Genomic DNA, 19698 nt, shown 5'->3' with positions numbered 1-19698 from the left:
GTTCACCCCGCGATCCGCACGGTCGTGGTGGCGCCCCAGATGGCCATGCCGAGCAGCAGGTCCGCCACGTTGACGACGACGATGCTGGTGCGCACGGCGCGGCCCACCGCCACGCCCACGCCGGCCGGTCCGCCGCTGGCGTTGTAGCCGTAGTAGCAGTGGATCAGCATCACGAGCATCGAGAAGACGATCACCTTGCCGAACGACCAGAGGATGTCGTACGGCGGTAGGAACAGATGGAAGTAGTGGTCGTAGGTGCCGGTGGACTGCCCGTAGAAGATCGTCACGATCAGCCGGGTGGCGCCGTAGGAGGCCAGCAGGCCGACCACGTACAGCGGGATCACCGCGATCATCCCGGCCAGCAGCCGGGTGGTCACCAGGAACGGCATGGACGGGACGGCCATGACCTCCAGCGCGTCGATCTCGTCGGAGATCCGCATCGCGCCGAGCTGGGCGGTGAACCCGCAGCCCACCGTGGCCGACAGCGCCAGCGCCGACACCAGCGGGGCGATCTCGCGCGTGTTGAAGTAGGACGCCACGAACCCGGTGAACGCGGCCGTGCCGATCTGGTTCAGCGAGTTGTAGCCCTGCATGCCGACCTGGCTGCCGGTGAAGAACGTCATGAACCCGACGATCACCACGCTGCCGCCGATCACCGCCAGCCCGCCGGTGCCGAGGCTGACCTCGGCCAGCAGCCGCAGCACCTCGGTGCGGTAGCGGCGCAGCACGCGGAACACCCACGCGAAGGCACGCGCGTAGAACGACAGCTGGTGCCCGAAGTCGTCCAGCCGCTCCAGCGGGGCGTTGACCATCCGGGAGACGGCCCTGCCCGTCTTGCCTGGCGCCGCCATCTCCTACATGCCCTTCTGCGGGACGAACTGGAAGTACAGGGTGGTGATCAGGAAGTTCTCCAGGAACAGCAGCATGAAGGTGATCACGACCGTCTGGTTGACCGCGTCGCCCACGCCCTTCGGGCCGCCCTTGGCGTTCAGCCCCTTGTAGGCGGCGACCAGCCCCGCGGTGATGCCGAACACGAACGCCTTGATCTCGGCCTGCACCAGGTCGGGCAGCTGCGCGATGGCGTTGAACGAGGCCAGGTAGGCGCCCGGCGTGCCGTCCTGCAGCAGCACGTTGAAGGTGTAGCCGCCGACCAGCCCGACCACCGACACCAGGCCGTTGAGGAACAGGGCGATGAACGCGCAGGCCAGCATGCGCGGGACCACCAGGCGGTGCAGCGGGTTGATGCCCAGCACCTCCATCGCGTCGATCTCCTCGCGGATCTTGCGGGAGCCGATGTCGGCGCACATGGCCGAGCCCGCCGCGCCCGCCACCAGCAGCGAGGTGACCAGCGGGCTGGCCTCGCGCACGATCGCCACCACCGCGGTCGCGCCGGTGAACGACTGCGCGCCCAGCTGCCGGATCAGCCCGCCGACCTGCAGCGACAGGATCCCGCCGAACGGGATGGCCACCAGCATCGTCGGGATCACCGTGACCGACACGATGAACCAGGACTGCTGGATGAACTCCCGCCACTGGAACGGCCACACGAACATCGCCCGGACGGTGTCCAGGCACAGGGCGAAGAACCGGCCGGGCTCCTTGACGGCGACGTTGACCGCCCCGTCCCCGACCTTGCGGAACACGTCGGAGGCGCTGCTTTTGCGGGTGCCCTCTCGCTGGTTCGCGCCGATACCAGGAGACGACATCAGCGCCGGCCTCCGGGGGGCGGCGAGGTGGGCGGCGGCGGCCAGGCGCCGGGGGGCGGCGGCGCACCCTGGCCGGGCTGCGGGGGCGGCGCCGACCGGCCCTGCGCCGGGGGCGGGGGCGCCCCCTGGCCCGCGGGCGCGCCGGACATGGCCGCGACGTAACGCGGCCACTCCTCGACCCAGTTGCGGCCCTGGTCGTCGATGAACGATCCGGGCGGCGGCGTCACGCCGTTGGCGGCGCACCAGGCGCCCGGGGCGTGCTGGCCCGCGCGCACCCGCCCGTCGCTGGGCATCAGCTGCGGCGGGATCGGCGGCAGCTTGCCGGGGTCGTGGCCCATCCTGGCCTCGGCCTCCAGCTCGGAGACGTCCTTCTCCTCCGACATCCCGATCGGGCCGACCCGGCGGGCGTTGAGGAACTGGCGGACGACCGGCTCCTCGCTGGACAGCAGCATCTCGCGCGGCCCGAACATCACCAGCTCGCGGCGGAACAGCAGGCCGATGTTGTCCGGCACGGTCCGCGCGGTGTTGATGTCGTGGGTGACGATCAGGAACGTCGCGTTGATCTGCGCGTTCAGATCGACGATCAGCTGGTTGAGGTAGGCGGTGCGGACCGGGTCCAGACCCGAGTCCGGCTCGTCCACCAGCAGGATCTCCGGGTCCAGCACCAGCGCGCGGGCCAGGCCGGCGCGCTTTTTCATCCCGCCGGAGATCTCGCCGGGGAGCTTGTGCTCGGCCCCGAGCAGGCCGACCATGTCCATCTTCTCCAGGACGATCCGCCGGATCTCCGCCTCGGTCTTGCGGGTGTGCTCGCGCAGCGGGAAGGCGATGTTGTCGTAGATGTTCATCGACCCGAACAGCGCGCCGTCCTGGAACAGCACCCCGAACAGCTTGCGGGTCTCGTACAGCTGCGCCTCGGGCAGGCGCGGCAGGTCGCGGTCGCCGATCCAGATGTGGCCGCGGTCCGGCTTGAGCAGCCCGACAAGCGACTTCAGGAACACCGACTTGCCCGTGCCGGAGGGCCCGAGGAGCACGTTGATCTCTCCCGCGGGCAGCGTCAGCGACACGTCCTGCCAGATGGTCTGGCGGCCGAAGGACTTGGTCAGTCCCTCAACCCTGATCTCGACGCCCACTCGTCACCTTTCGTCCAGGCCGGGGGGAATCCGGAACCAAAGACCGAGCAGCTGTGTGGTCGTAGCACTCCGTGCGTCGTCGTCACTCAGCGGACCACTCCCGTTGCTACCGCCGGGTAGCTGTGGCGGGTGTCACTACCGTAGCGGCCCGGCGCGGAAATGGAAGAGGGTGGGCGGAATTGGACCCGCCGTCCAGTGAGGTCGTAAGAGAATCGTTACTTACGTGCCTGGTGAGACTACTGGTCCGGGACGATCCGTCACAACACCATGACGAGACGCCTTCCGTCCCGCCGTGCACCCGCCGCGGGCGCCCGCGCCGACGGTGGGCCCGCGCACCGGCCGGGCCGGCGGCGCCGGAACGCGACGAGGCGGCCGCCCCACCCACGTGGGACGGCCGCCTCGTACGAAGCGAGCCGAAGCGCGCCAGAGGCGCCTCGCGATGCCGTGAGAAGCCTTACTTGACGGTGACCGTCGCGCCGGCCTTCTCCAGGGCCTCCTTGGCCTTGTCGGCCTGCTCCTTGTTGACCTTCTCCAGCAGCGGCTTGGGCGCGCTGTCGACCAGGTCCTTGGCCTCCTTCAGGCCGAGGCTCGTGAGGGCGCGGACCTCCTTGATGACCTGGATCTTCTTGTCGCCGGCGGCCTCGAGGATGACGTCAAACTCGTCCTTGGCCTCCTCGGCCGGGGCCTCGCCGCCGGCGGCCGGGGCGCCGGGGGCGGCGACGGCGGCCACCGGGGCGGCGGCCTTGACGTCGAAGGTCTCCTCGAACTGCTTGACGAACTCCGACAGCTCCAGGAGGGTCATCTCCTTGAACGCGTCGAGCAGCTCTTCGGTGCTGAGCTTCGCCATGGTGTCTTTCCTCCGCTAGGGCTTGGCAGATGGGTCGTCGATACGACCGCGGGTGGTCGGTCCGGGCGGGACCCCGGTCACTCGGCGGACGCGTCGGCGTCGGCCTGGGCGGCCGGGGCCTCGGCGGTCTCGCCGGCCTCCTCGCGCTTGGCGCGCAGCGCCTCGGCGAGCTGGGCGGCCTGGGTCGGCAGCGCGTTGAACAGGGCGGCCGCGTTGGCCATGGAGCCCTTCATCGCGCCGGCCAGCTTCGCGAGGAGCACCTCGCGAGACTCCAGGTCGGCGAGCTTGGTGACCTCGGCGGCGTCCATCGGCTTGCCGTCGATGTAACCGCCCTTGATCACCAGGAGCGGGTTCTCCTTGGCGAAGTCACGCAGCCCCTTGGCCGCCTCGACCACGTCGCCCTTGACGAAGGCGATCGCGGACGGGCCCTGCAGCAGGTTCCGGAACTCCTCGTCCAGACCCGCGTCGGACGCGGCGATCTTGGTCAGCGTGTTCTTCACCACGGCGAACCGGGCGTGCTCGCCGAGATTGGTGCGCAGCTTGTTCAGCTCTGCAACCGTCAGCCCGCGGTACTCGGTCAGCACGGCGCCGCTGGAGCTCCGGAACTCTTCCGTGAGCTCGGCGATCGCCGCGGCCTTGTCGGCCTTTGCCATGGGCCTCCTTCCGATTACCTGGGTGGAAGCCGCCGGGGCGAAAGGCTCTGCCAGAAACACAGAAACGCCCCGGCGTAGGCGCACGGGGCGTCGGCACGACGCGGAGGTCGCACGGAAGCTCTCGTCTCACCTACGCGGGCCGCCCGGCGCCCTGGCGGGCGCGGGTCCTTCGGCCGCCCCGGACGGGGCGACGACCGGCGGTCTTCGGCAATCGTCAAGACTACGCGGTGGTCCGGCCGCGCACAAAATCCTTCACCCGACGACCGGGGAAGTGCGCGGCCCCGACATGCGGCGAGGCCGCACCCCGCCGAAGGGTGCGGCCTCGCAGCGGCCGAGCGGTCAGCTGCCGGTGGGCACGTTGGGCAGGTTCTTCATCAGCTCGCTGAAGTCGGTGACCTGGTCGGCGGGCGGGGCGCTGATCTGCACCGGCTTGCCGTAGTCCCGGTAGGTCATCGTGATCGTCATGTCGCCCTGGCCGCCCTGGGTGCTCTTCATCGCCAGCTTGCGCGGCAGCTGGTCCTTGTCGACCCACAGGTCGAAGGTCATCGAGTCCATGCCGGTCTGCGCCAGCGACTTCTGGTACGCCTCGCGCTGCTCGGCCGGCAGCTTGGCCACCGCGTCCTGCATCCGGTAGGTGCCGGTGTAGTGGGTGGTCTCCACGCCCTCCACCGTCTCCTTGCCCACCTCGCGGGCGTCCTTGGAGGCGGTGAGCATCTTGGTGTTCTGGACGGGGTCGAGCTGCCGCGACTGCTCCAGCAGCTGCTCGACGTTGATGCCCGACTGCCGGCCGATCTCCGACAGCGAGATCTTCAGCCACGGCTTGGCGCCCAGCTGCGCGCCGCTGCCGCCGAGCGCGCCGGCCATCTGGCTGAGCATCGGCATCTTCATGTACATCGCGTCGCCGATGAACACCTGCTGGATGCCGCCCATGGACTGGCCGCCCACGCTCATCCGGCTGAAGTCCATCGAGTAGGCCAGGTCCGGCTTGGTGCGGTACTGCATCTCGCCGTCCGCGCTGACCGCCCCGGTCTGCGAATCGTTCATCCGCATCGACACGGTGGCCTTGAACGAGTCGGTCTGCCCCGTCTTCTCCGCCGCCTTGCCCAGCACCTGTGCCGCGGTGAGCTTGATGGCGTCCTCGGCCCGCTCCGCCCCGCCCAGGCATCCGGTCAGGGACAGGGCGAGGCCGGTGGCCACCGCGGTGCCCGCGGCGAAGCGACGAATCATGGATCTCTCCTCGGTTCGTGAGACGGACGGCCTGCCGACCACCGCAGGCCGCATACTCAGACGCCGAGAAGATCCTTTCGGTTCATCCCGATTCGCCGGAGGTGCGCCGGCCCGCGGGGCGGGCTCGCGGCGCGCCCCCGGCGGATGCCGGGCGGCCCGGCGGTCAGTTGCCGAACAGGCCGGTCAGCGGCAGCTCGCCGACCTGGTCGGCGGGGGGCGGGTTGACGCTGAACGACTTGCCGTAGTCGCTGTAGCGCACGGTCACCGAGCCGGTGTCGCCGCTCGCCCCCTTGGACACGATCTTGCGGGGCAGCTGGTCGGCGTCCGCCCACAGGTCGAAGGCGATCTTCTCGTCGGACGCGCCCTGCGGGAACCAGCGGCTCACCCGCTGCCGCGCGTCGGGGTCGAGCCGGTCCAGCGCCTCCCGGACGGTCACCGTCCCGGTGTAGTGGACGGTGCGCACCCCGTCGACGGTCTCCTCGCCGACCCTGCGCACGTCCTTGGACGCGGTGAACATCTTGGTCTGCTCGGCCGGGTCGACCCGCTGCACCTGCTCGACCAGGCCGGCGACGTCGACGCCCGCCCGCCGCCCCGCCTGGGCCACGTCCACCTTCACCCACGGCTTGCCGTCGGCCGTGAACCGGGCGAGCTGCGGCACCTTGGCGTACAGCACGCCGCCGGTGTAGATCGCCTGCCCGCCGGCGCCCGCCGGCCCCGCGCCCTCGGCCTTCTGCAGCTGCGCGCTGAACGTCAGCTCCGGCCGCAGCCGGAACCGGCCGGTGGCCTGCACGTGCGCGCCGCTGCGCGCGTCGGTCACGGTCAGGTCGGCCTTGAACGAGTCGGCCTGCCCGGTCTTCTGCGACGACTGCAGGACGGCCTCGGCGGCGCTCAGCTTCATCGCGCCCGTGGACACCTGCCGCGAACCGTCACCGGCGCAGCCGGACAGCAGCAGCGCGGCGCCCACGGCGGTGCCTCCCGCGGCCACGGCGAATCGGCGATTCATGAGGATCGAGCCTCCCTGGTTGCCTACCGATGACCACAGTCTCGTCCGGCCAAGGGGGACGGACATCCCCCATTGGTACGAATGCCTCGCTCAGCGGTACGACCCGCGGCGTACCCGTACGGGACTGCGCGACACGGCGGCCGCGGCCTGCCCGGGCGTTCTCAGCGGTAGGAGCGGAACGCCATCGAGCCGCTGAACCGCCCGCCCGGCACCGCCGCCCGCAGGCCGATCAGGGTGGGGCGGCCGTCGGCGTCCACCCGCATGTCCAGGGAGACCCCGATGCCGGACGGCACCGACCTGAGCGCCCGCCCCGCCGGTCCGGTCTCCGCCTCCGGCAGCAGGGACAGCAGGGTGCCGACCGACACCCCGGCCGTGTAGCGCACCGAGCCGGCCCCGTCGGGCGCCGACCTGTGCACGCCCGGCAGCGACCGGACCAGGTCGGTCAGCCGCCGCGGGTCGGCCCCCTCCCGCAGCCCGGCGAGCTGGACGCCGGTCAGCGTGCGGTGCCGCCATGCGGTGCCGTCGAAGCCCGACACCGTCCGGCCCTTGACGATCGCCCGCTGGGTGAAAGTGGTCTTCTCGCCGCCGCGCACGCTCGTCCGCACGCCGGTGGCGTCCAGCGCGAACCGGGGCGCCAGGGTGAAACGCGCGGTCTCGGCGGCGTGCTCGTAGTCGCCGTTGGCCGCCCCGGACAGCCGCACTTCGGTCACGCGGACGTACGAGCGCAGCGGCGTCCGCTCGGCGGAGGCGCGAGGGGCGGGGGTGTCGGCGGCGGCCGCGCGGGAGGTGCGCCCCGGCGTGGCCGAAGCGGTCGCCGGCGCGCCGCTCGTGGGCGCCGCCCGGGGCGTGTTCTCAGGGAGCGGGGAGCGGGACGTTCCGGCCGCCTCGGGGACCGGGGCGGCGGGGGCGCTCTTGACGGCCGCCACGGGCGTCCGCGGAGTGCCGCGGGACTCCTCCGGCCCCGCCTTGACGACGGCCGCGATCGCGGCGGGCACCACGGCCGCGGCCGTGACGGCGGCCATCACGGCCAGGTGTTCGGCACGACGGTCCACGGTCCTCCGTCCCCTTGCGTCGACGAGCCTGCGCGGGCGGAGACCGATTCAACACCACCGCCCCCGCCCGCACCACAGACGCGGCATTTCGGACGGAACGTACACGGCAAAAGGGCGCCCCCCGAGGGGGACGCCCTGCACGTCTGCCGCGAGTCGCCGATCAGGCCTCGTCGAGCTCGGCGGTCAGGTTCCGCACGGCGTTCGGGTCGATCGGAACGCTCGGCCCCATCGTGGTGGTCACCGCGGCCTTCTTGATGTACCGGCCCTTGGCCGCCGACGGCTTGAGCCGCAGCACCTCCTCGATCGCGGCGGCGTAGTTCTCCACCAGCTGCCGCTCGCCGAAGGAGGTCCGGCCGACGATGAAGTGCAGGTTCGCGTGCCGGTCCACCCGGAACTCGATCTTCCCGCCCTTGATGTCGGTGACCGCCTTGGCCACATCCATGGTGACCGTGCCGGTCTTGGGGTTGGGCATCAGGCCGCGCGGACCCAGCACCCGGCCCAGCCGGCCGACCTTGCCCATCTGGTCGGGGGTGGCCACCACGGCGTCGAAGTCCAGGAAGCCGCCCTGGATCTTCTCGATCAGGTCGTCGGACCCGACGATGTCGGCCCCGGCCTCGCGGGCCTCCTCGGCCTTGGCGCCGCCCGCGAACACCAGCACGCGGGCGGTCTTACCGGTGCCGTGCGGCAGGTTGACCGTGCCGCGCACCATCTGGTCGGCCTTGCGCGGGTCCACGCCGAGCCGCAGCGCGACCTCCACGGTCGCGTCGAACTTGGTGACGCTGGTCTCCTTGGCCAGCCGCATGGCCTCGGCCGGGCTGTACAGGCGCTCGCGGTCGATCTTCTCGGCCGCGGCGCGGTACGCCTTGCTGCGCTTCATGTCTGTCTCCCTGGTGTGAAAGGAGGTCGTGGTACGGGCCGCGCCAGGCCCTTCCACGGTCGTACGGACGTCCCGTACGAGAGTTCTACTTGACCTCGATGCCCATGGACCGGGCGGTGCCGGCGATGATCTTCTCGGCGGCGTCGATGTCCTTGGCGTTCAGGTCGGGCATCTTGGTCTGCGCGATCTCCCGGATCTGGTCGCGGGTGACCGAGCCGACCTTGTTCTTGTGCGGCTCGCCGCTGCCCTTCTCCACGCCCGCGGCCTTGAGGATCAGCTGCGCGGCCGGCGGGGTCTTGGTGACGAAGCTGAACGAGCGGTCCTCGTAGATGGTGATCTCTACGGGGATGACGTTGCCGCGCTGGGACTCCGTGGCAGCGTTGTACTGCTTGCAGAAGTCCATGATGTTGACGCCGTGCGGACCGAGCGCGGTACCGACCGGCGGCGCCGGGGTCGCCTGCCCGGCCTGCAGCTGCACCTTGACGATCGCGGCGACCTTCTTCTTCGGAGGCATCTGCACCCCTACGTCCCGTTTGCTTCGGTTCCGGTTCCCGCGTTCCACGGGCAACGTCGCGGCCGGGACTTAACCGCGACGTAGGAACCGCTGTGCCCGGTCATCCCCGCGGACGCGGGAACGACGCGATGCGGCCTGACGATATGGCCTGATCGGCGTGGAGCCGTGGACGGAGCCGTCTCCTCGGGCGGGCCGGTGCCTCGCGTCCGCGGCCGGTCCGGAAGGCACGGAGCCGGGGCTCTCGCACCCGGCGCCGTGCCGGACACCGGCCGTCTTCACACGGCGCGGGGACGACCCGCGGACGTGCGGCCGGAGACCGGCGCGAACATCCGAGCGGACCCTCCCCGCGCGCTATGCCGACCCGTCCAGGATACGCGTCCCGGCCGGACGCCGCGTCCCGGTCAGATCTTGGAGACCTGGTTGAACGACAGCTCGACGGGCGTCTCCCGGCCGAAGATGCTGACCAGCACCTTCAGCTTCTGCTGCTCGGCGTTGATCTCGTTGACGGTGGCGGGCAGGGTGGCGAACGGGCCGTCCATGACGGTGACCGACTCGCCGACCTCGAAGTCCACCGACGGCGCGGCCTTGACCTGCTCCTTGGCCTTGGCGGGCTCCTCCGGCTCGGGCGCGAGCAGCGCGGCGACCTCGTCCAGGCTGAGCGGGGACGGCTTGTTGGACAGGCCGACGAAGCCGGTGACGCCGGGCGTGTTGCGGACGGCGGCCCACGACTCGTCGGTCAGCTCCATGCGGACCAGGATGTAGCCGGGCAGGACCTTCTCGTTGACCTTCTGCCGCTTGCCGCCCTTGATCTCGGTCACCTCGTGCTGGGGGACCTCGATCTGGAAGATGTAGTCCTCCATGTTCAGGGTCTGCGTGCGGGTCTCGATGTTGGTCTTGACCCGGTTCTCGTACCCCGCGTAGGAGTGCACGACGTACCAGTCGCCCGGCTGCATCCGCAGCTGCATCTTGAACTCGGCGTACGGGTCGGCCGGGGGCTCGGCCTCGGCGGACTCCTCCGCCTCGGCGCCGTCGCCGGACTCGGCGGCGTCGCCCTCGGTCTCCGTGTCCACCGGCTCGGCGCCGGCGGCGGGCGCATCCGCCCCGGCGGGCTCACCCGACGGCTCGGCCGCAGCAGCCTCGGCGGACCGGGCCTGTTCGACGGCCTCGTCGTTGGGCTGTGAGGACTCGGACACGGCGACTCTTTCCCTCGTACGAATGGTGATGATGGAGTTTCCGGGCGATGCGGGCGGACGCCCCCGCGGGGCCCGGACGGCCCTCGGCGGTACGCCGGCGGCGGCGCGGACGGCCGCCCGGCGCCGGCGGCTCAGCCGAAGACCCAGAACACGCCTCGCTGCAGCAGCCAGTCGAGGCCGGAGACGATGGCGAGCATGATCAGCACGAACACCAGGGCCGCGGCCGTGTAGGTGATCAGCTCGCGCCGGGTCGGCCAGATGACCTTGCGCAGCTCGGCGACGATCTGGCGCACGAAGAGAGCGGGAGACGTCCGCTTCCGTTGGGCTTTGCCCTTGCCTTCGTCCTTGGCCGCGGCCTCGCCGCGCGTCTCAGTCGCCATTGTGCCGCCGTTCACCTCATAGGTCGTGACCAACCACCCTGTGGTTGACTCGCTCGCTCACCGTGCGGCGTGCCATCGCCTGGCAGGCACGGGTGCGCGCACCGCACCTCGCAGGGCAGGAGGGACTCGAACCCCCAACCGCCGGTTTTGGAGACCGGAGCTCTACCAATTGAGCCACTGCCCTTCACTTTTTCTCCCACGCAAGGAGACGCCCCGACCGTCGCCGACCGGGTCGTGTCGTTCATAGCTTACGGCCTTCCGTGGACAGGGCCGTATGCCGTGAGCCGCCACTAGGACGGTGAGTCTACGTCGCCGAGGCGCCCGCGTCGAACCGGAGCGCGCGCCATGTCGCGAACCGGCCGTCCGGCCCGGCCGCGGCCCCCCGTCCCACCGGCGGGGATACCGCTGAAGTCAGCACCCCGGGTCTGTAACGATAGGAGGCATGAGCATCGATCGTCCTCGCCTGTCCAGGCGTATCGCCGCCATCTCCGAGTCCGCCACGCTGGCCGTCGACGCCAAGGCCAAGGCGCTGAAGGCGGCGGGCCGCCCGGTCATCGGGTTCGGTGCGGGCGAGCCGGACTTCCCGACCCCCGACTACATCGTCGAGGCCGCGGTCGCCGCGGCCCGGGAGCCGCGGTTCCACAAGTACACGCCGGCCGCCGGGCTGCCCGAGCTGCGCGCGGCCATCGCCGAGAAGACGGCCCGCGACTCCGGCCTGCGGGTGGAGGCCGCGCAGGTGCTCGTCACCAACGGCGGCAAGCAGGCGGTGTACGAGGCGTTCGCGGCGCTGCTGGACCCGGGCGACGAGGTGCTCGTGCCCACGCCGTACTGGACCACCTACCCCGAGTCGATCAAGCTGGCCGGGGGCGTGCCGGTGACCGTGGTGGCCGACGAGACCACCGGCTACCGGGTGACCGTCGACCAGCTGGAGGCGGCCCGCACCGAGCGCACCAAGGTGCTGCTGTTCGTGTCCCCCTCCAACCCGACCGGCGCCGTCTACACCCGCGACCAGATCGAGGAGATCGGCCGCTGGGCGGACGAGCACGGCCTGTGGGTGGTCACCGACGAGATCTACGAGCACCTGGTGTACGGGGACGCCGAGTTCCACTCCATGCCGGTGCTGGTGCCGGAGCTGGCCGACCGCACGCTGGTGCTCAACGGCGTCGCCAAGACCTACGCGATGACCGGCTGGCGGGTCGGCTGGCTGATCGGCCCGCAGGACGTGGTGAAGGCCGCCGCCAACCTGCAGTCGCACGCCACCTCCAACGTCGCGAACGTGTCGCAGGCGGCGGCGCTGGCCGCGGTGACCGGCGACCTGTCGGCGGTGGCGGAAATGCGTACGGCGTTCGACCGGCGCCGCAAGACGATGGTGCGGATGCTCAACGAGATCCCCGGCGTGGTGTGCCCCGAGCCGGAGGGCGCGTTCTACGCCTACCCGTCGGTCAAGGCGCTGCTCGGCAAGGAGATCCGGGGCCGCCGCCCGCAGACGTCGGTGGAGCTGGCCTCGCTCATCCTGGAGGAGGCCGAGGTCGCGCTGGTGCCGGGTGAGGCGTTCGGCACCCCGGGCTACTTCCGGCTGTCGTACGCGCTCGGCGACGACGACCTGGTGGAGGGCGTGTCCCGGGTCGCCAAGCTGCTGGCCGAGGCGCACTGAGCCGACCGCACCGCATGACACGACGCCCCGGCGGGGGCCTCCAGCGCACGCCCCGCCGGGGCGCTTCTGCGCCGCCGCCCGGTTCCCGGGACCGGACGGAAACCTGGCGTGCACGGTGTGGCCGCTGGCCCGAAAGTGCAGGTGAGGGGCGTCCGAAGTGGTCGTTTGGGGCCATGCGGCATGGCCTCGCCGGGTGATCTCGCGGGTGGTGCGAGGCGAACCGGGCGACGATCAGGCAACATTTGTGCATGGAGCCCCGTCCAGTTTCAGAGCGTCCGATTCGCGCCCTGCCCAAGGCGCACCTGCACCTGCACTTCACCGGCTCGATGCGCCACTCCACCCTGGTCGAGATGGCGGCGCGGCACGGGGTGCACCTGCCGGACGCCCTGGTGGAGGACTGGCCGCCGAAGCTGCACGCCACCGACGAGCGCGGCTGGTTCCGGTTCCAGCGGTTGTACGACATCGCGCGCTCGGTGCTGCGGACCCCCGAGGACATGCGGCGGCTGCTGCGCGAGACGGCCGAGGACGAGGCCGCCGAGGGGTCGGGCTGGCTGGAGATCCAGGTGGACCCGAGCGGCTACGCGGGACGCTTCGGCGGGCTGACGCCGACCGTGGAGCTGGTGCTGGACGCCGCGCGGGAGGCGTCCGCCGCCACCGGGGTCGGCATCGGCGTGGTGATCGCCGCGAACCGCACCCGGCACCCGCTGGACGCCAGGACGCTGGCGCGGCTGGCCATCCGCTACACCGGCCAGGGCGTGGTGGGGTTCGGGCTGTCCAACGACGAGCGGCGCGGCCGGGCCTACGACTTCGACGGCGCGTTCCGCATCGCGCGGCGCGGCGGCCTGCTGGCGGCCCCGCACGGCGGCGAGCTGCTCGGCCCGCAGAGCGTGCGCGAGTGCCTGGAGGCGCTGCGGGCCGACCGCATCGGCCACGGCGTGCGGGCGGTGGAGGACCCGCGGCTGCTGGAGGAGATCGTGCGGCGCCAGGTGACGCTGGAGGTGTGCCCGGCGTCCAACGTGGGGCTGGGGGTGGCGGCGACGGCGGCGGACGTCCCGGTGCGTACGCTGTTCGAGGCCGGCGCGCGCATCGCCCTGGGCGCCGACGACCCGCTGCTGTTCGGCGCGCGGCTGGCGCGGCAGTACGAGCTGGCCCGCACCGTGCACGGGTTCTCCGACGCCGAGCTGGCCGAGCTGGCCCGCCAGTCGGTGCTCGGCTCGGCCGCCCCCGAGGACGTCCGCAAACGGCTCCTGGCGGGCATCGACGACTGGCTGCGCCTGCCCGTCGGCGACGCGCCCCGGGCGGACGGGGCCGGAGCCCGCCGCGCGGCCGCCTCGACCTCGAGCTAGCCGCCGGCCGCCGTCGCCGGTCGCTAGTCGTCGGCCGCTAGTCGTCGGCCGCTAGTCGTCGGCGTCGTCGAGGAAGGAGCTCCACAGGCCCTGCCGCTCCAGGTGGGCGACCAGCAGCTCGCCCGACCGGGTGATGTGCTGGCGCATGGCGGCGCCGGTCGCGGGGCCGTCCTTGCGCCGCAGCGCGCGCAGGATGCGCCGGTGGTCGGCCCTGGCCACTTCCGGCCACTCGGGCAGGCGGGTCCACACCCCGCGCGGCACGTACCGCACCACCGAGCCGAGCGTCCAGGCGAGCTTGGCCGAGTCGGCGGCCAGGTTGATCGTCCGGTGGAAGGCGTGGTTGTGCTCCTCGACCAGGTCGAGCCGGCCCGCGTCCGTCGCCTGTTCCAGTGCCCGCTGATGCCCGATCAGCTGCTCCAGCAGCTCGGGGCCCATGCGCTCGGCGGTGCGCGCGGCCAGTTCGGCGCCGATCGCGGCCTGCGCCCAGAACAGGTCCGCGACATCCCGTTTGGACAGCGAGGCGACCACGAAGCCGCGCCGGGGCTCCAGGTGCACGAACCCCTCGCTGCGCAGCGACTGCAGCGCCTCGCGAACGGGGGTGACGCTGATACCGAACTGCAGTGCCAGCCGTTCCAGCCGCAGGAACTCCCCGGGCCGCACCCGGCCGTCCAGGATGAGCTCGCGGATCCGCGCCGCCACCTCGTCGCTGAGCTGGGGGCGCAGGCCGAGCCCCCGCTGGGTTCGCAGAGTCGCCACCGTTCATCTCCGCCCCATCGAGGCCCTCCCGCGTCAGGGGTCGCGGGAGCCAAGGGCCTGAGAATCTCATGATGCGTGCGAACCGCCCAGGGGGGAACCGGGAACCGGGACGTGTCCCGGCGCCCGTACGTCCGGCGCGGTGCGGGCGGGGTGCGGTTCAGAGGGTGACGCCGACGAGCACCGGCTCGTTGACCAGCTCGATCCCGAACGCCTCGCGGACGCCGTCGCGGACCTGGCGGGCCAGCGCGAGCAGGTCGGCGGTGCTGGCCCCGTCGGGGTTGGTCAGCGCGAGGGTGTGCTTGCCGGAGATGCGGACGGGCCCCAGCGCGTGCCCCTTGGCGAACCCCGCCCGGTCGATCAACCACGCCGCGGACGTCTTGACGCGCGGCGAGCCGTCCGGCCCCGGGCGCTCGGGGTAGCGCGGGAATACCACGTCCGGCCCGAGCCGCTCGGCGACACGGCGTTCCAGCTCGGCGAGCTGGGCGGGGTCCAGGATCGGGTTGGTGAAGAAGGAGCCGGCGCTGCGGGTGTCGGGGTCGGAGGGGTCGAGCACCATGCCCTTGGCGCGGCGCAGTTCCAGGACGGCGTCGCGCGCCTCCTTCAGCGGCACCCGGGCGCCGAGTTCGACCCCGAGCGCGCGCGCCAGCTCGGCGTAGGCGACCGGCTGCGACTCCTCCGACTCGCGCAGCGCGTAGGTGACCTCCAGCACCACGTACCGGTCGCCGCCCTTGAAGACGCTGTGGCGGTAGCTGAACCGGCACGCCTCCGCGTCCAGCGTGACGACCCTGCCGGTGGTGCGGTCGTAGGCGCGCACCTCGGTGATCGTCTCGCTGACGTCCTGGCCGTAGGCGCCGACGTTCTGGATGGGGGTGGCGCCGACGCGTCCGGGGATGCCCGCCAGGCACTCCACTCCGGCCAGCCCGTCGGCGACGCAGCGCGCGACGAAGGGATCCCACTCCTCGCCCGCCTGGACGCGCACCAGCACCCGTCCGGGCTCGTCCGGCAGGTGCTCGGTGCCGCGCGTGCCGACGTGCACCACGGTGCCGGGGAAGCCGTCGTCGGAGACCACCACGTTGCTGCCGCCGCCGAGCACCAGCACCGGCTCGCCGTCCCGGTCCGCCGCGCGCACCACGGACACCAGCTCGTCCTCGGTCGTCGCCTCCACGAACCGGCGCGCCGGACCGCCGAGCCGCAGCGTGGTGTATCCGGCCAGGTTCACCTCTTCAGCGAACACCGCCACGCGCTCTCCCCTCCCGTCGTTGGGCCGCTGTCCGTCCCGTGCGGCGGGACGCCCGCGCTCCAGCGTGCCATCTCCGGTCGTCCGAACAGACGTTCGGCCGGGTGCCCGCCGGAGCGCCGCGGACCCGACGCGTCCAGCGGGCACGTGCCGCGCTGAGAGCGGTACCCGGGGCCGGCGGGGCCGGCCCGGTCAGGCGAGGCGGACGACGGCCTTGGCCCGGGTGAGGACCTTGTGGTCGGCGGCGCGCGCGGTGAGCGCCACGACGACCTTGTTGTCGTCGAGCTTCTCCTCGACCCTGCCGCTGATCTGGAGGGTCGCGCCGCCCTCGTCCGGCACCACGACGGGGGCGGAGAAGCGTACGCCGTAGTCGACGACGGCGCCCGGGTCGCCCGCCCAGTCGGTGACGAAGCGGCCGGCCTGGGCCATGGTGTACATGCCGTGCGCGATGACGTCCGGCAGGCCGACGGCCTTGGCGAAGCTCTCCCGCCAGTGGATGGGGTTGAAGTCGCCCGAGGCCCCCGCGTACATCACCAGGTTGGCTCGGTCGATCGTGAAGGTGCGCTCCGGGATCTCGGTGCCGACCTCGACGTCGGCGTACTTCACCTGCGCGGTCATCAGGCCCCCCGCTCCACCAGCGTGTTGTAGGTCGTGCAGATCAGCTCGCCCTCGACGGTGCGGATCTCGGTCTCCACCGTCATCTTCTCGTTGTTCCCGATCGACTTGATCTCGGTGATGGTGGACGTGCAGGTCACCACGTCGCCGGCGCGCATCGGCCGGGTGTAGGCGAAGCGCTGCTCGCCGTGCACGACCATCGAGAAGTCGATACCGAGCTCGGGGTCGGCCAGCGCCGGGTTGCCGAGGGAGACCACGATGGGGAAGGTGGGCGGCGCGATGACGTCGGGGTAGCCGGCGGCCTTGGCGGCCTCGGCGTCCCGGTAGAGCGGGCTGGGGTCGCCGATCGCGTCGGCGAACTCCCGGATCTTCACCCGGCTGACCTCGTACGGCTCGGTGGGCGGGAAGCTCCGCCCGATGAAATCACGGTTGATCGCCATGCGATCCGCTCCCTCCAGGTCGAACGGGGGCCGCCCCGCCCCTGCCCGTCGGGGCGCCGACGGGCCCGCCCCTCATGCGGTCTCGCTCGGACGGTAACAGAACGACGTTCAGCCCGTCCTCGCCGGGCGGGCGGGAACGGGCTGGACGGTTGGGCAAGCCTCGCGTGTTTCCGCGGGATCTCGGCGGTCGCCCGAGCGGCGCCGCCGGGCGCGTCGCGGTCGCCGGATGCGGCGGAAGACGCGCGCTGGTCAGCGGGTCCGGTCGTGCGGTCGGGCCGCGGCGGCGGTACCGCCCGCCGCGGGCCTGCTAGCGGGTCTCGCGGTGCGGACGGTGCGTCCGGCAGTTGGGGCAGTACTTCTTGAGCTCCAGGCGGTCCGGGTCGTTCCGCCGGTTCTTGCGCGTGATGTAGTTGCGGTGCTTGCACTCCTGGCAGGCCAGCGTGATCTTCGGCCGGACGTCGGTGGCAGCCACGTTGGAGTGCCTTTCTGAGCTGGGGACAAGGACGTTCTACGACGGGCCGCGCGGCCGCGCCCGAACGGGCGGCCGGTGCGGCGCGAAGGACCCAGCGCGCTCTCGCCCCCTTGCCGGGGGCGAGAGTCGCTCGGGTAGTAGCGAGGGCCGGACTTGAACCGGCGACACAGCGATTATGAGCCGCTTGCTCTGCCAGACTGAGCTACCCCGCCACGATGGTCGGTGTCGACCGGAAAGCAAGGATACCGGATGTTCACCGGCGTCTGAAAACGCCGGGCCCGGCCCGGGGATCCGGCACGTGCGTTCCGGTGGCCGACGCCATCGGGTAACAGGATACCGCTGCGGATCGGTGACCTGTCCAACCCGTTTTCCGGGACGGCCCGGCGACCCGGCCTCCAACACAACGAAGGAGTGACGTCTGCTCTCGCAGACCGCCACTCCTGACCGTCTCTGCTGGAGCCCCTTTACGGAATCGAACCGTAGACCTTCTCCTTACCATGGAGACGCTCTGCCGACTGAGCTAAAGGGGCCTGCGTCCTCTCGACGCGTTGTAACCATACACGGCTCGCGGGCCGGATAGGAAATCGATTGGCCGGACCGCCCGCCGGGCCCCCGCCACCGGCACCCGCACGAACCGGTCCGGCCCACGTTCGCGCAGGTCAGCGCAGGAGATGGCGGCCGATGACCAGCTGCTGGATCTGGCTGGTGCCTTCGTAGATCCGAAACAGCCTGACGTCGCGGTAGAAGCGCTCGACCGGGACGCCGCGCATGTAGCCCATGCCCCCGAAGACCTGCACCGCCCGGTCGGCGACGCGGCCGACCATCTCCGAGCAGAAGTACTTGGCGCACGACGGGCCGAGCTTGGTGTCCTCCCCCGCGTCGTACGCGCGCGCCGCCTCCAGCACCATGGACCGCCCCGCATACAGCTCGGCCTGGGAGTCGGCGATGAGCGCCTGGATCAGCTGGTACTCGCCGATCGCGCGCCCGCCCTGCCTGCGCTCCTTGGCGTATGCGACGGTCTCGTCCAGGATCCGCTGGGCCAGCCCCACGCAGACGGCGGCGATGCTCAGCCGGCCGTGTGCGAGCGAGGCCATGGCCGTGCGGAAGCCGGTCCCCTCGGGGCCGACCATCGCGGACGCGGGCACGCGCACCCCGTCGAAGAACACCTCGGCGGTGTGGGCGCCGCGCTGGCCCATCTTGGCGTCCGGCGGACCGACCTTGAGACCGGGGGCGTCGCCGCCCACCAGGAACGTGGAGATGCCGCGCGACCCGGGACCGCCGGTTCGGGCGAACACCATGAACACGTCCGCTTCGGGGGCGTTGGTGATGAACCGCTTGGCGCCGTCGATGACGTACTCGTCGCCGTCCTTGACCGCGCGCGTGGTGAGGGTGCTGGGGTCGGACCCGGCCTCGGCCTCGGTGAGCGCGAACGCCCCGACGACCTCCCCCGACGCCAGCCGGGGCAGCCACGCCTCCTTCTGCTCGCGGGTGCCCGCGTTCACCAGCACCTGCCCGGCGATGCCGTTGCTGGTGCCGAACATCGACCGGAAGGCGGGGCTGGCGTAGCCCAGCTCGAACGCCAGGCGCACCTCCTCGCTGATCGACATGCCGAGCCCGCCGTACTCCTCCGGCAGCGCGTACCCGAACAGACCCATGTCGCGGGCGGCCCGGCGCAGGTCCTCCGGGATCTCGTCGGTCTCCTCGATCTCCTCCTCGCGGGGGATCACCTGCTCGCGGACGAACGTCCGCACGGCGGCCAGCACATCGGCGAAGTCCTGAGGTTCCATGAACCCATTCTAGAATCTCGTTCCAAGATTGGTCAGAGACGGACCAGTACCGCCGTCGCGTCGTCATGGCGCTTGCCCCGCCGGATCGTCGCGCCCGCCTCCGCCTCGCGCGTCCGCCGGATCAGCTCCCCGGGGCCGGCGCCGTCGAGCAGGTCCAGCAGCCCCGCCCAGTCGGCGTGCCCGAAGATCTGCACCAGCCGCGCCGCGCCGTCGCTCAGCAGCGCCGCCCGCCGCACCCGCTCCGCGGGCGCCTCGCCCGTCAGCGCCTCGTAGGCGGCCTCGGGACGGGTCTGCGCCACCCAGAACCCGCCCGGGCTGTTGCGGGCCGCACGCACGGCCTCGACCGTGTACGAGGGCAGTTCGTCGACCCGGTCGTCGTACACGACCCGCACCTGACCGTCCATCTGCAGCAGCACCGGCGAATCGGCCAGCACCAGCCAGTCCAGGACGCCGCCGCGGCGCCGCAGCATCGCCACGGTCGCCGACGGGCTGTCGGGATTGTCCAGGTCACAGGTGTCGGCGTGGGCCTCCCCGGCCGCCTTGATGGCGTCGGCCAGCACGTCCTGCAGCGGTGCGCCGTCCTCTGCGGCCAGCCGCGCCGCCAGCCCTCCCGCCAGCCGCCGCACCAGCCACGCCGGGCCGTGCACGCACCCGCTGTCCACTCCGGGTGCCGCCGTGGCACCGTCCAGCAGCACAACCCACTCCGGCCCGGCGACGACGTAGTCCTCGTTCAGCCGCCCCGGTGTCGCCTCGCTCGCATACGTAATCCGCACCCAGCCTGTCTACCCCTGCCCCGCCCACACGCTCGA

At 71.8% G+C, this 19698-nt stretch carries 21 protein-coding genes and 3 tRNA genes; 2 read left to right on the top strand and 22 right to left on the bottom strand.

The annotated features are described in order from the left end of the window. Positions 1-2: 2 nt before the first annotated feature. The 13 genes from ABD879_RS12980 to ABD879_RS12920 all read right to left on the bottom strand — a co-directional run bounded on the left by ABD879_RS12980 (position 3) and on the right by ABD879_RS12920 (position 10766). Complete coding sequence (locus ABD879_RS12980) at positions 3-851, bottom strand: MlaE family ABC transporter permease (RefSeq protein WP_378270554.1); 849 nt, start codon at positions 849-851, stop codon at positions 3-5. Between the two features lie 3 nt (positions 852-854). Continuing rightward, positions 855-1706, bottom strand: a complete 852-nt coding sequence (locus tag ABD879_RS12975) for an MlaE family ABC transporter permease (protein ID WP_425549631.1) — start codon at positions 1704-1706, stop codon at positions 855-857. Next, positions 1706-2836 (bottom strand): ABC transporter ATP-binding protein, encoded by a 1131-nt coding sequence (locus ABD879_RS12970; protein ID WP_345020982.1) that lies wholly within the window; start codon positions 2834-2836, stop codon positions 1706-1708. The genes ABD879_RS12975 and ABD879_RS12970 overlap by 1 nt, the downstream gene beginning before the upstream one ends. Positions 2837-3290: 454 nt before the next feature. Beyond that, positions 3291-3683: a 50S ribosomal protein L7/L12 gene (gene rplL, locus ABD879_RS12965; protein WP_345020980.1), complete on the bottom strand. Its 393-nt coding sequence runs from the start codon at positions 3681-3683 to the stop codon at positions 3291-3293. A 77-nt stretch (positions 3684-3760) separates the two neighbouring features. Continuing rightward, positions 3761-4336, bottom strand: coding sequence for a 50S ribosomal protein L10 (gene rplJ / locus ABD879_RS12960; protein ID WP_345020978.1), 576 nt, complete (start codon positions 4334-4336; stop codon positions 3761-3763). A gap of 339 nt (positions 4337-4675) precedes the next feature. After that, the gene (locus ABD879_RS12955) at positions 4676-5563 is read right to left on the bottom strand and encodes an SCO4651 family lipoprotein (RefSeq protein ID WP_345020976.1); all 888 of its coding nucleotides are present in this window, start codon (positions 5561-5563) and stop codon (positions 4676-4678) included. A 163-nt stretch (positions 5564-5726) separates the two neighbouring features. Beyond that, positions 5727-6566: an SCO4651 family lipoprotein gene (locus ABD879_RS12950; protein WP_345020974.1), complete on the bottom strand. Its 840-nt coding sequence runs from the start codon at positions 6564-6566 to the stop codon at positions 5727-5729. A 161-nt stretch (positions 6567-6727) separates the two neighbouring features. After that, entirely contained in the window at positions 6728-7618 is an 891-nt protein-coding gene (locus ABD879_RS12945; RefSeq protein ID WP_345020971.1) for a hypothetical protein, read from the bottom strand. A gap of 160 nt (positions 7619-7778) precedes the next feature. After that, complete coding sequence (gene rplA, locus ABD879_RS12940) at positions 7779-8495, bottom strand: 50S ribosomal protein L1 (RefSeq protein ID WP_345020969.1); 717 nt, start codon at positions 8493-8495, stop codon at positions 7779-7781. A gap of 85 nt (positions 8496-8580) precedes the next feature. Then, a complete protein-coding gene (rplK, locus tag ABD879_RS12935; RefSeq protein ID WP_285494304.1) occupies positions 8581-9009 on the bottom strand; it encodes a 50S ribosomal protein L11 in 429 nt (142 codons plus the stop codon). A 401-nt stretch (positions 9010-9410) separates the two neighbouring features. Then, positions 9411-10202 (bottom strand): transcription termination/antitermination protein NusG, encoded by a 792-nt coding sequence (nusG, locus tag ABD879_RS12930; protein ID WP_345020967.1) that lies wholly within the window; start codon positions 10200-10202, stop codon positions 9411-9413. 131 nt (positions 10203-10333) lie between these two features. Then, positions 10334-10582, bottom strand: coding sequence for a preprotein translocase subunit SecE (gene secE / locus ABD879_RS12925; protein ID WP_345020966.1), 249 nt, complete (start codon positions 10580-10582; stop codon positions 10334-10336). A 111-nt stretch (positions 10583-10693) separates the two neighbouring features. After that, positions 10694-10766: transfer RNA gene (locus ABD879_RS12920), tRNA-Trp, on the bottom strand. A gap of 258 nt (positions 10767-11024) precedes the next feature. On the opposite strand from ABD879_RS12920, the gene ABD879_RS12915 reads away from it, so the two are divergent. Together ABD879_RS12915 and ABD879_RS12910 are read left to right on the top strand one after the other, a co-directional pair. Further along, on the top strand, positions 11025-12236 hold the full coding sequence (locus ABD879_RS12915; protein WP_345020965.1) for a pyridoxal phosphate-dependent aminotransferase: 1212 nt from the start codon (positions 11025-11027) through the stop codon (positions 12234-12236). A gap of 248 nt (positions 12237-12484) precedes the next feature. Continuing rightward, complete coding sequence (locus tag ABD879_RS12910; protein WP_345020964.1) at positions 12485-13582, top strand: adenosine deaminase; 1098 nt, start codon at positions 12485-12487, stop codon at positions 13580-13582. Between the two features lie 51 nt (positions 13583-13633). Here ABD879_RS12910 and ABD879_RS12905 read toward each other — a convergent pair whose 3' ends face one another. From ABD879_RS12905 to ABD879_RS12865, 9 genes are all read right to left on the bottom strand, one after another. Then, positions 13634-14338, bottom strand: coding sequence for a GntR family transcriptional regulator (locus ABD879_RS12905; protein ID WP_345020963.1), 705 nt, complete (start codon positions 14336-14338; stop codon positions 13634-13636). A 157-nt stretch (positions 14339-14495) separates the two neighbouring features. Further along, positions 14496-15578, bottom strand: a complete 1083-nt coding sequence (locus ABD879_RS12900) for a UDP-N-acetylmuramate dehydrogenase (RefSeq protein WP_345020962.1) — start codon at positions 15576-15578, stop codon at positions 14496-14498. Positions 15579-15767: 189 nt separating this feature from the next. Further along, a complete protein-coding gene (locus ABD879_RS12895; RefSeq protein WP_345020960.1) occupies positions 15768-16193 on the bottom strand; it encodes a MaoC family dehydratase in 426 nt (141 codons plus the stop codon). After that, positions 16193-16630 carry a MaoC family dehydratase N-terminal domain-containing protein gene (locus ABD879_RS12890; RefSeq protein WP_345020958.1) on the bottom strand — a complete coding sequence of 146 codons (438 nt, stop codon included), beginning with the start codon at positions 16628-16630 and terminating at the stop codon, positions 16193-16195. The genes ABD879_RS12895 and ABD879_RS12890 overlap by 1 nt, the downstream gene beginning before the upstream one ends. 307 nt (positions 16631-16937) lie before the next feature. After that, a complete protein-coding gene (gene rpmG / locus ABD879_RS12885) occupies positions 16938-17102 on the bottom strand; it encodes a 50S ribosomal protein L33 (protein ID WP_285494312.1) in 165 nt (54 codons plus the stop codon). Positions 17103-17240: 138 nt separating this feature from the next. Continuing rightward, positions 17241-17314: transfer RNA gene (locus ABD879_RS12880), tRNA-Met, on the bottom strand. A gap of 242 nt (positions 17315-17556) precedes the next feature. Next, positions 17557-17632, bottom strand: a tRNA-Thr gene (locus tag ABD879_RS12875). Positions 17633-17761: 129 nt separating this feature from the next. Then, complete coding sequence (locus tag ABD879_RS12870) at positions 17762-18889, bottom strand: acyl-CoA dehydrogenase family protein (RefSeq protein ID WP_345020956.1); 1128 nt, start codon at positions 18887-18889, stop codon at positions 17762-17764. A 32-nt stretch (positions 18890-18921) separates the two neighbouring features. Continuing rightward, positions 18922-19662 (bottom strand): protein phosphatase 2C domain-containing protein, encoded by a 741-nt coding sequence (locus ABD879_RS12865; protein WP_345020954.1) that lies wholly within the window; start codon positions 19660-19662, stop codon positions 18922-18924. Positions 19663-19698: the final 36 nt, after the last annotated feature.

Origin of the sequence: Actinomadura keratinilytica (assembly GCF_039539665.1) — a bacterium.
Taxonomy (GTDB): Bacteria; Actinomycetota; Actinomycetes; order Streptosporangiales; family Streptosporangiaceae; genus Spirillospora; species Spirillospora keratinilytica.
The sequence above is the reverse complement of the archived record's forward strand: the minus strand, read 5'-3'. Positions and strand labels throughout refer to the sequence as shown.

What these genes read in the sequence shown, in the direction of transcription:
- secE (WP_345020966.1), bottom strand. Translation starts at nt 10,582, where the DNA reads ATGGCGACTGAGACGCGCGGCGAGGCCGCGGCCAAGGACGAAGGCAAG.
- ABD879_RS12975 (WP_425549631.1), bottom strand. Translation starts at nt 1,706, where the DNA reads ATGTCGTCTCCTGGTATCGGCGCGAACCAGCGAGAGGGCACCCGCAAA.
- ABD879_RS12950 (WP_345020974.1), bottom strand. Translation starts at nt 6,566, where the DNA reads ATGAATCGCCGATTCGCCGTGGCCGCGGGAGGCACCGCCGTGGGCGCC.
- ABD879_RS12915 (WP_345020965.1), top strand. Translation starts at nt 11,025, where the DNA reads ATGAGCATCGATCGTCCTCGCCTGTCCAGGCGTATCGCCGCCATCTCC.
- ABD879_RS12910 (WP_345020964.1), top strand. Translation starts at nt 12,485, where the DNA reads ATGGAGCCCCGTCCAGTTTCAGAGCGTCCGATTCGCGCCCTGCCCAAG.
- ABD879_RS12870 (WP_345020956.1), bottom strand. Translation starts at nt 18,889, where the DNA reads ATGGAACCTCAGGACTTCGCCGATGTGCTGGCCGCCGTGCGGACGTTC.
- rplL (WP_345020980.1), bottom strand. Translation starts at nt 3,683, where the DNA reads ATGGCGAAGCTCAGCACCGAAGAGCTGCTCGACGCGTTCAAGGAGATG.
- ABD879_RS12980 (WP_378270554.1), bottom strand. Translation starts at nt 851, where the DNA reads ATGGCGGCGCCAGGCAAGACGGGCAGGGCCGTCTCCCGGATGGTCAAC.
- ABD879_RS12895 (WP_345020960.1), bottom strand. Translation starts at nt 16,193, where the DNA reads ATGACCGCGCAGGTGAAGTACGCCGACGTCGAGGTCGGCACCGAGATC.
- rplK (WP_285494304.1), bottom strand. Translation starts at nt 9,009, where the DNA reads ATGCCTCCGAAGAAGAAGGTCGCCGCGATCGTCAAGGTGCAGCTGCAG.
- rplJ (WP_345020978.1), bottom strand. Translation starts at nt 4,336, where the DNA reads ATGGCAAAGGCCGACAAGGCCGCGGCGATCGCCGAGCTCACGGAAGAG.
- rplA (WP_345020969.1), bottom strand. Translation starts at nt 8,495, where the DNA reads ATGAAGCGCAGCAAGGCGTACCGCGCCGCGGCCGAGAAGATCGACCGC.
- ABD879_RS12955 (WP_345020976.1), bottom strand. Translation starts at nt 5,563, where the DNA reads ATGATTCGTCGCTTCGCCGCGGGCACCGCGGTGGCCACCGGCCTCGCC.
- ABD879_RS12890 (WP_345020958.1), bottom strand. Translation starts at nt 16,630, where the DNA reads ATGGCGATCAACCGTGATTTCATCGGGCGGAGCTTCCCGCCCACCGAG.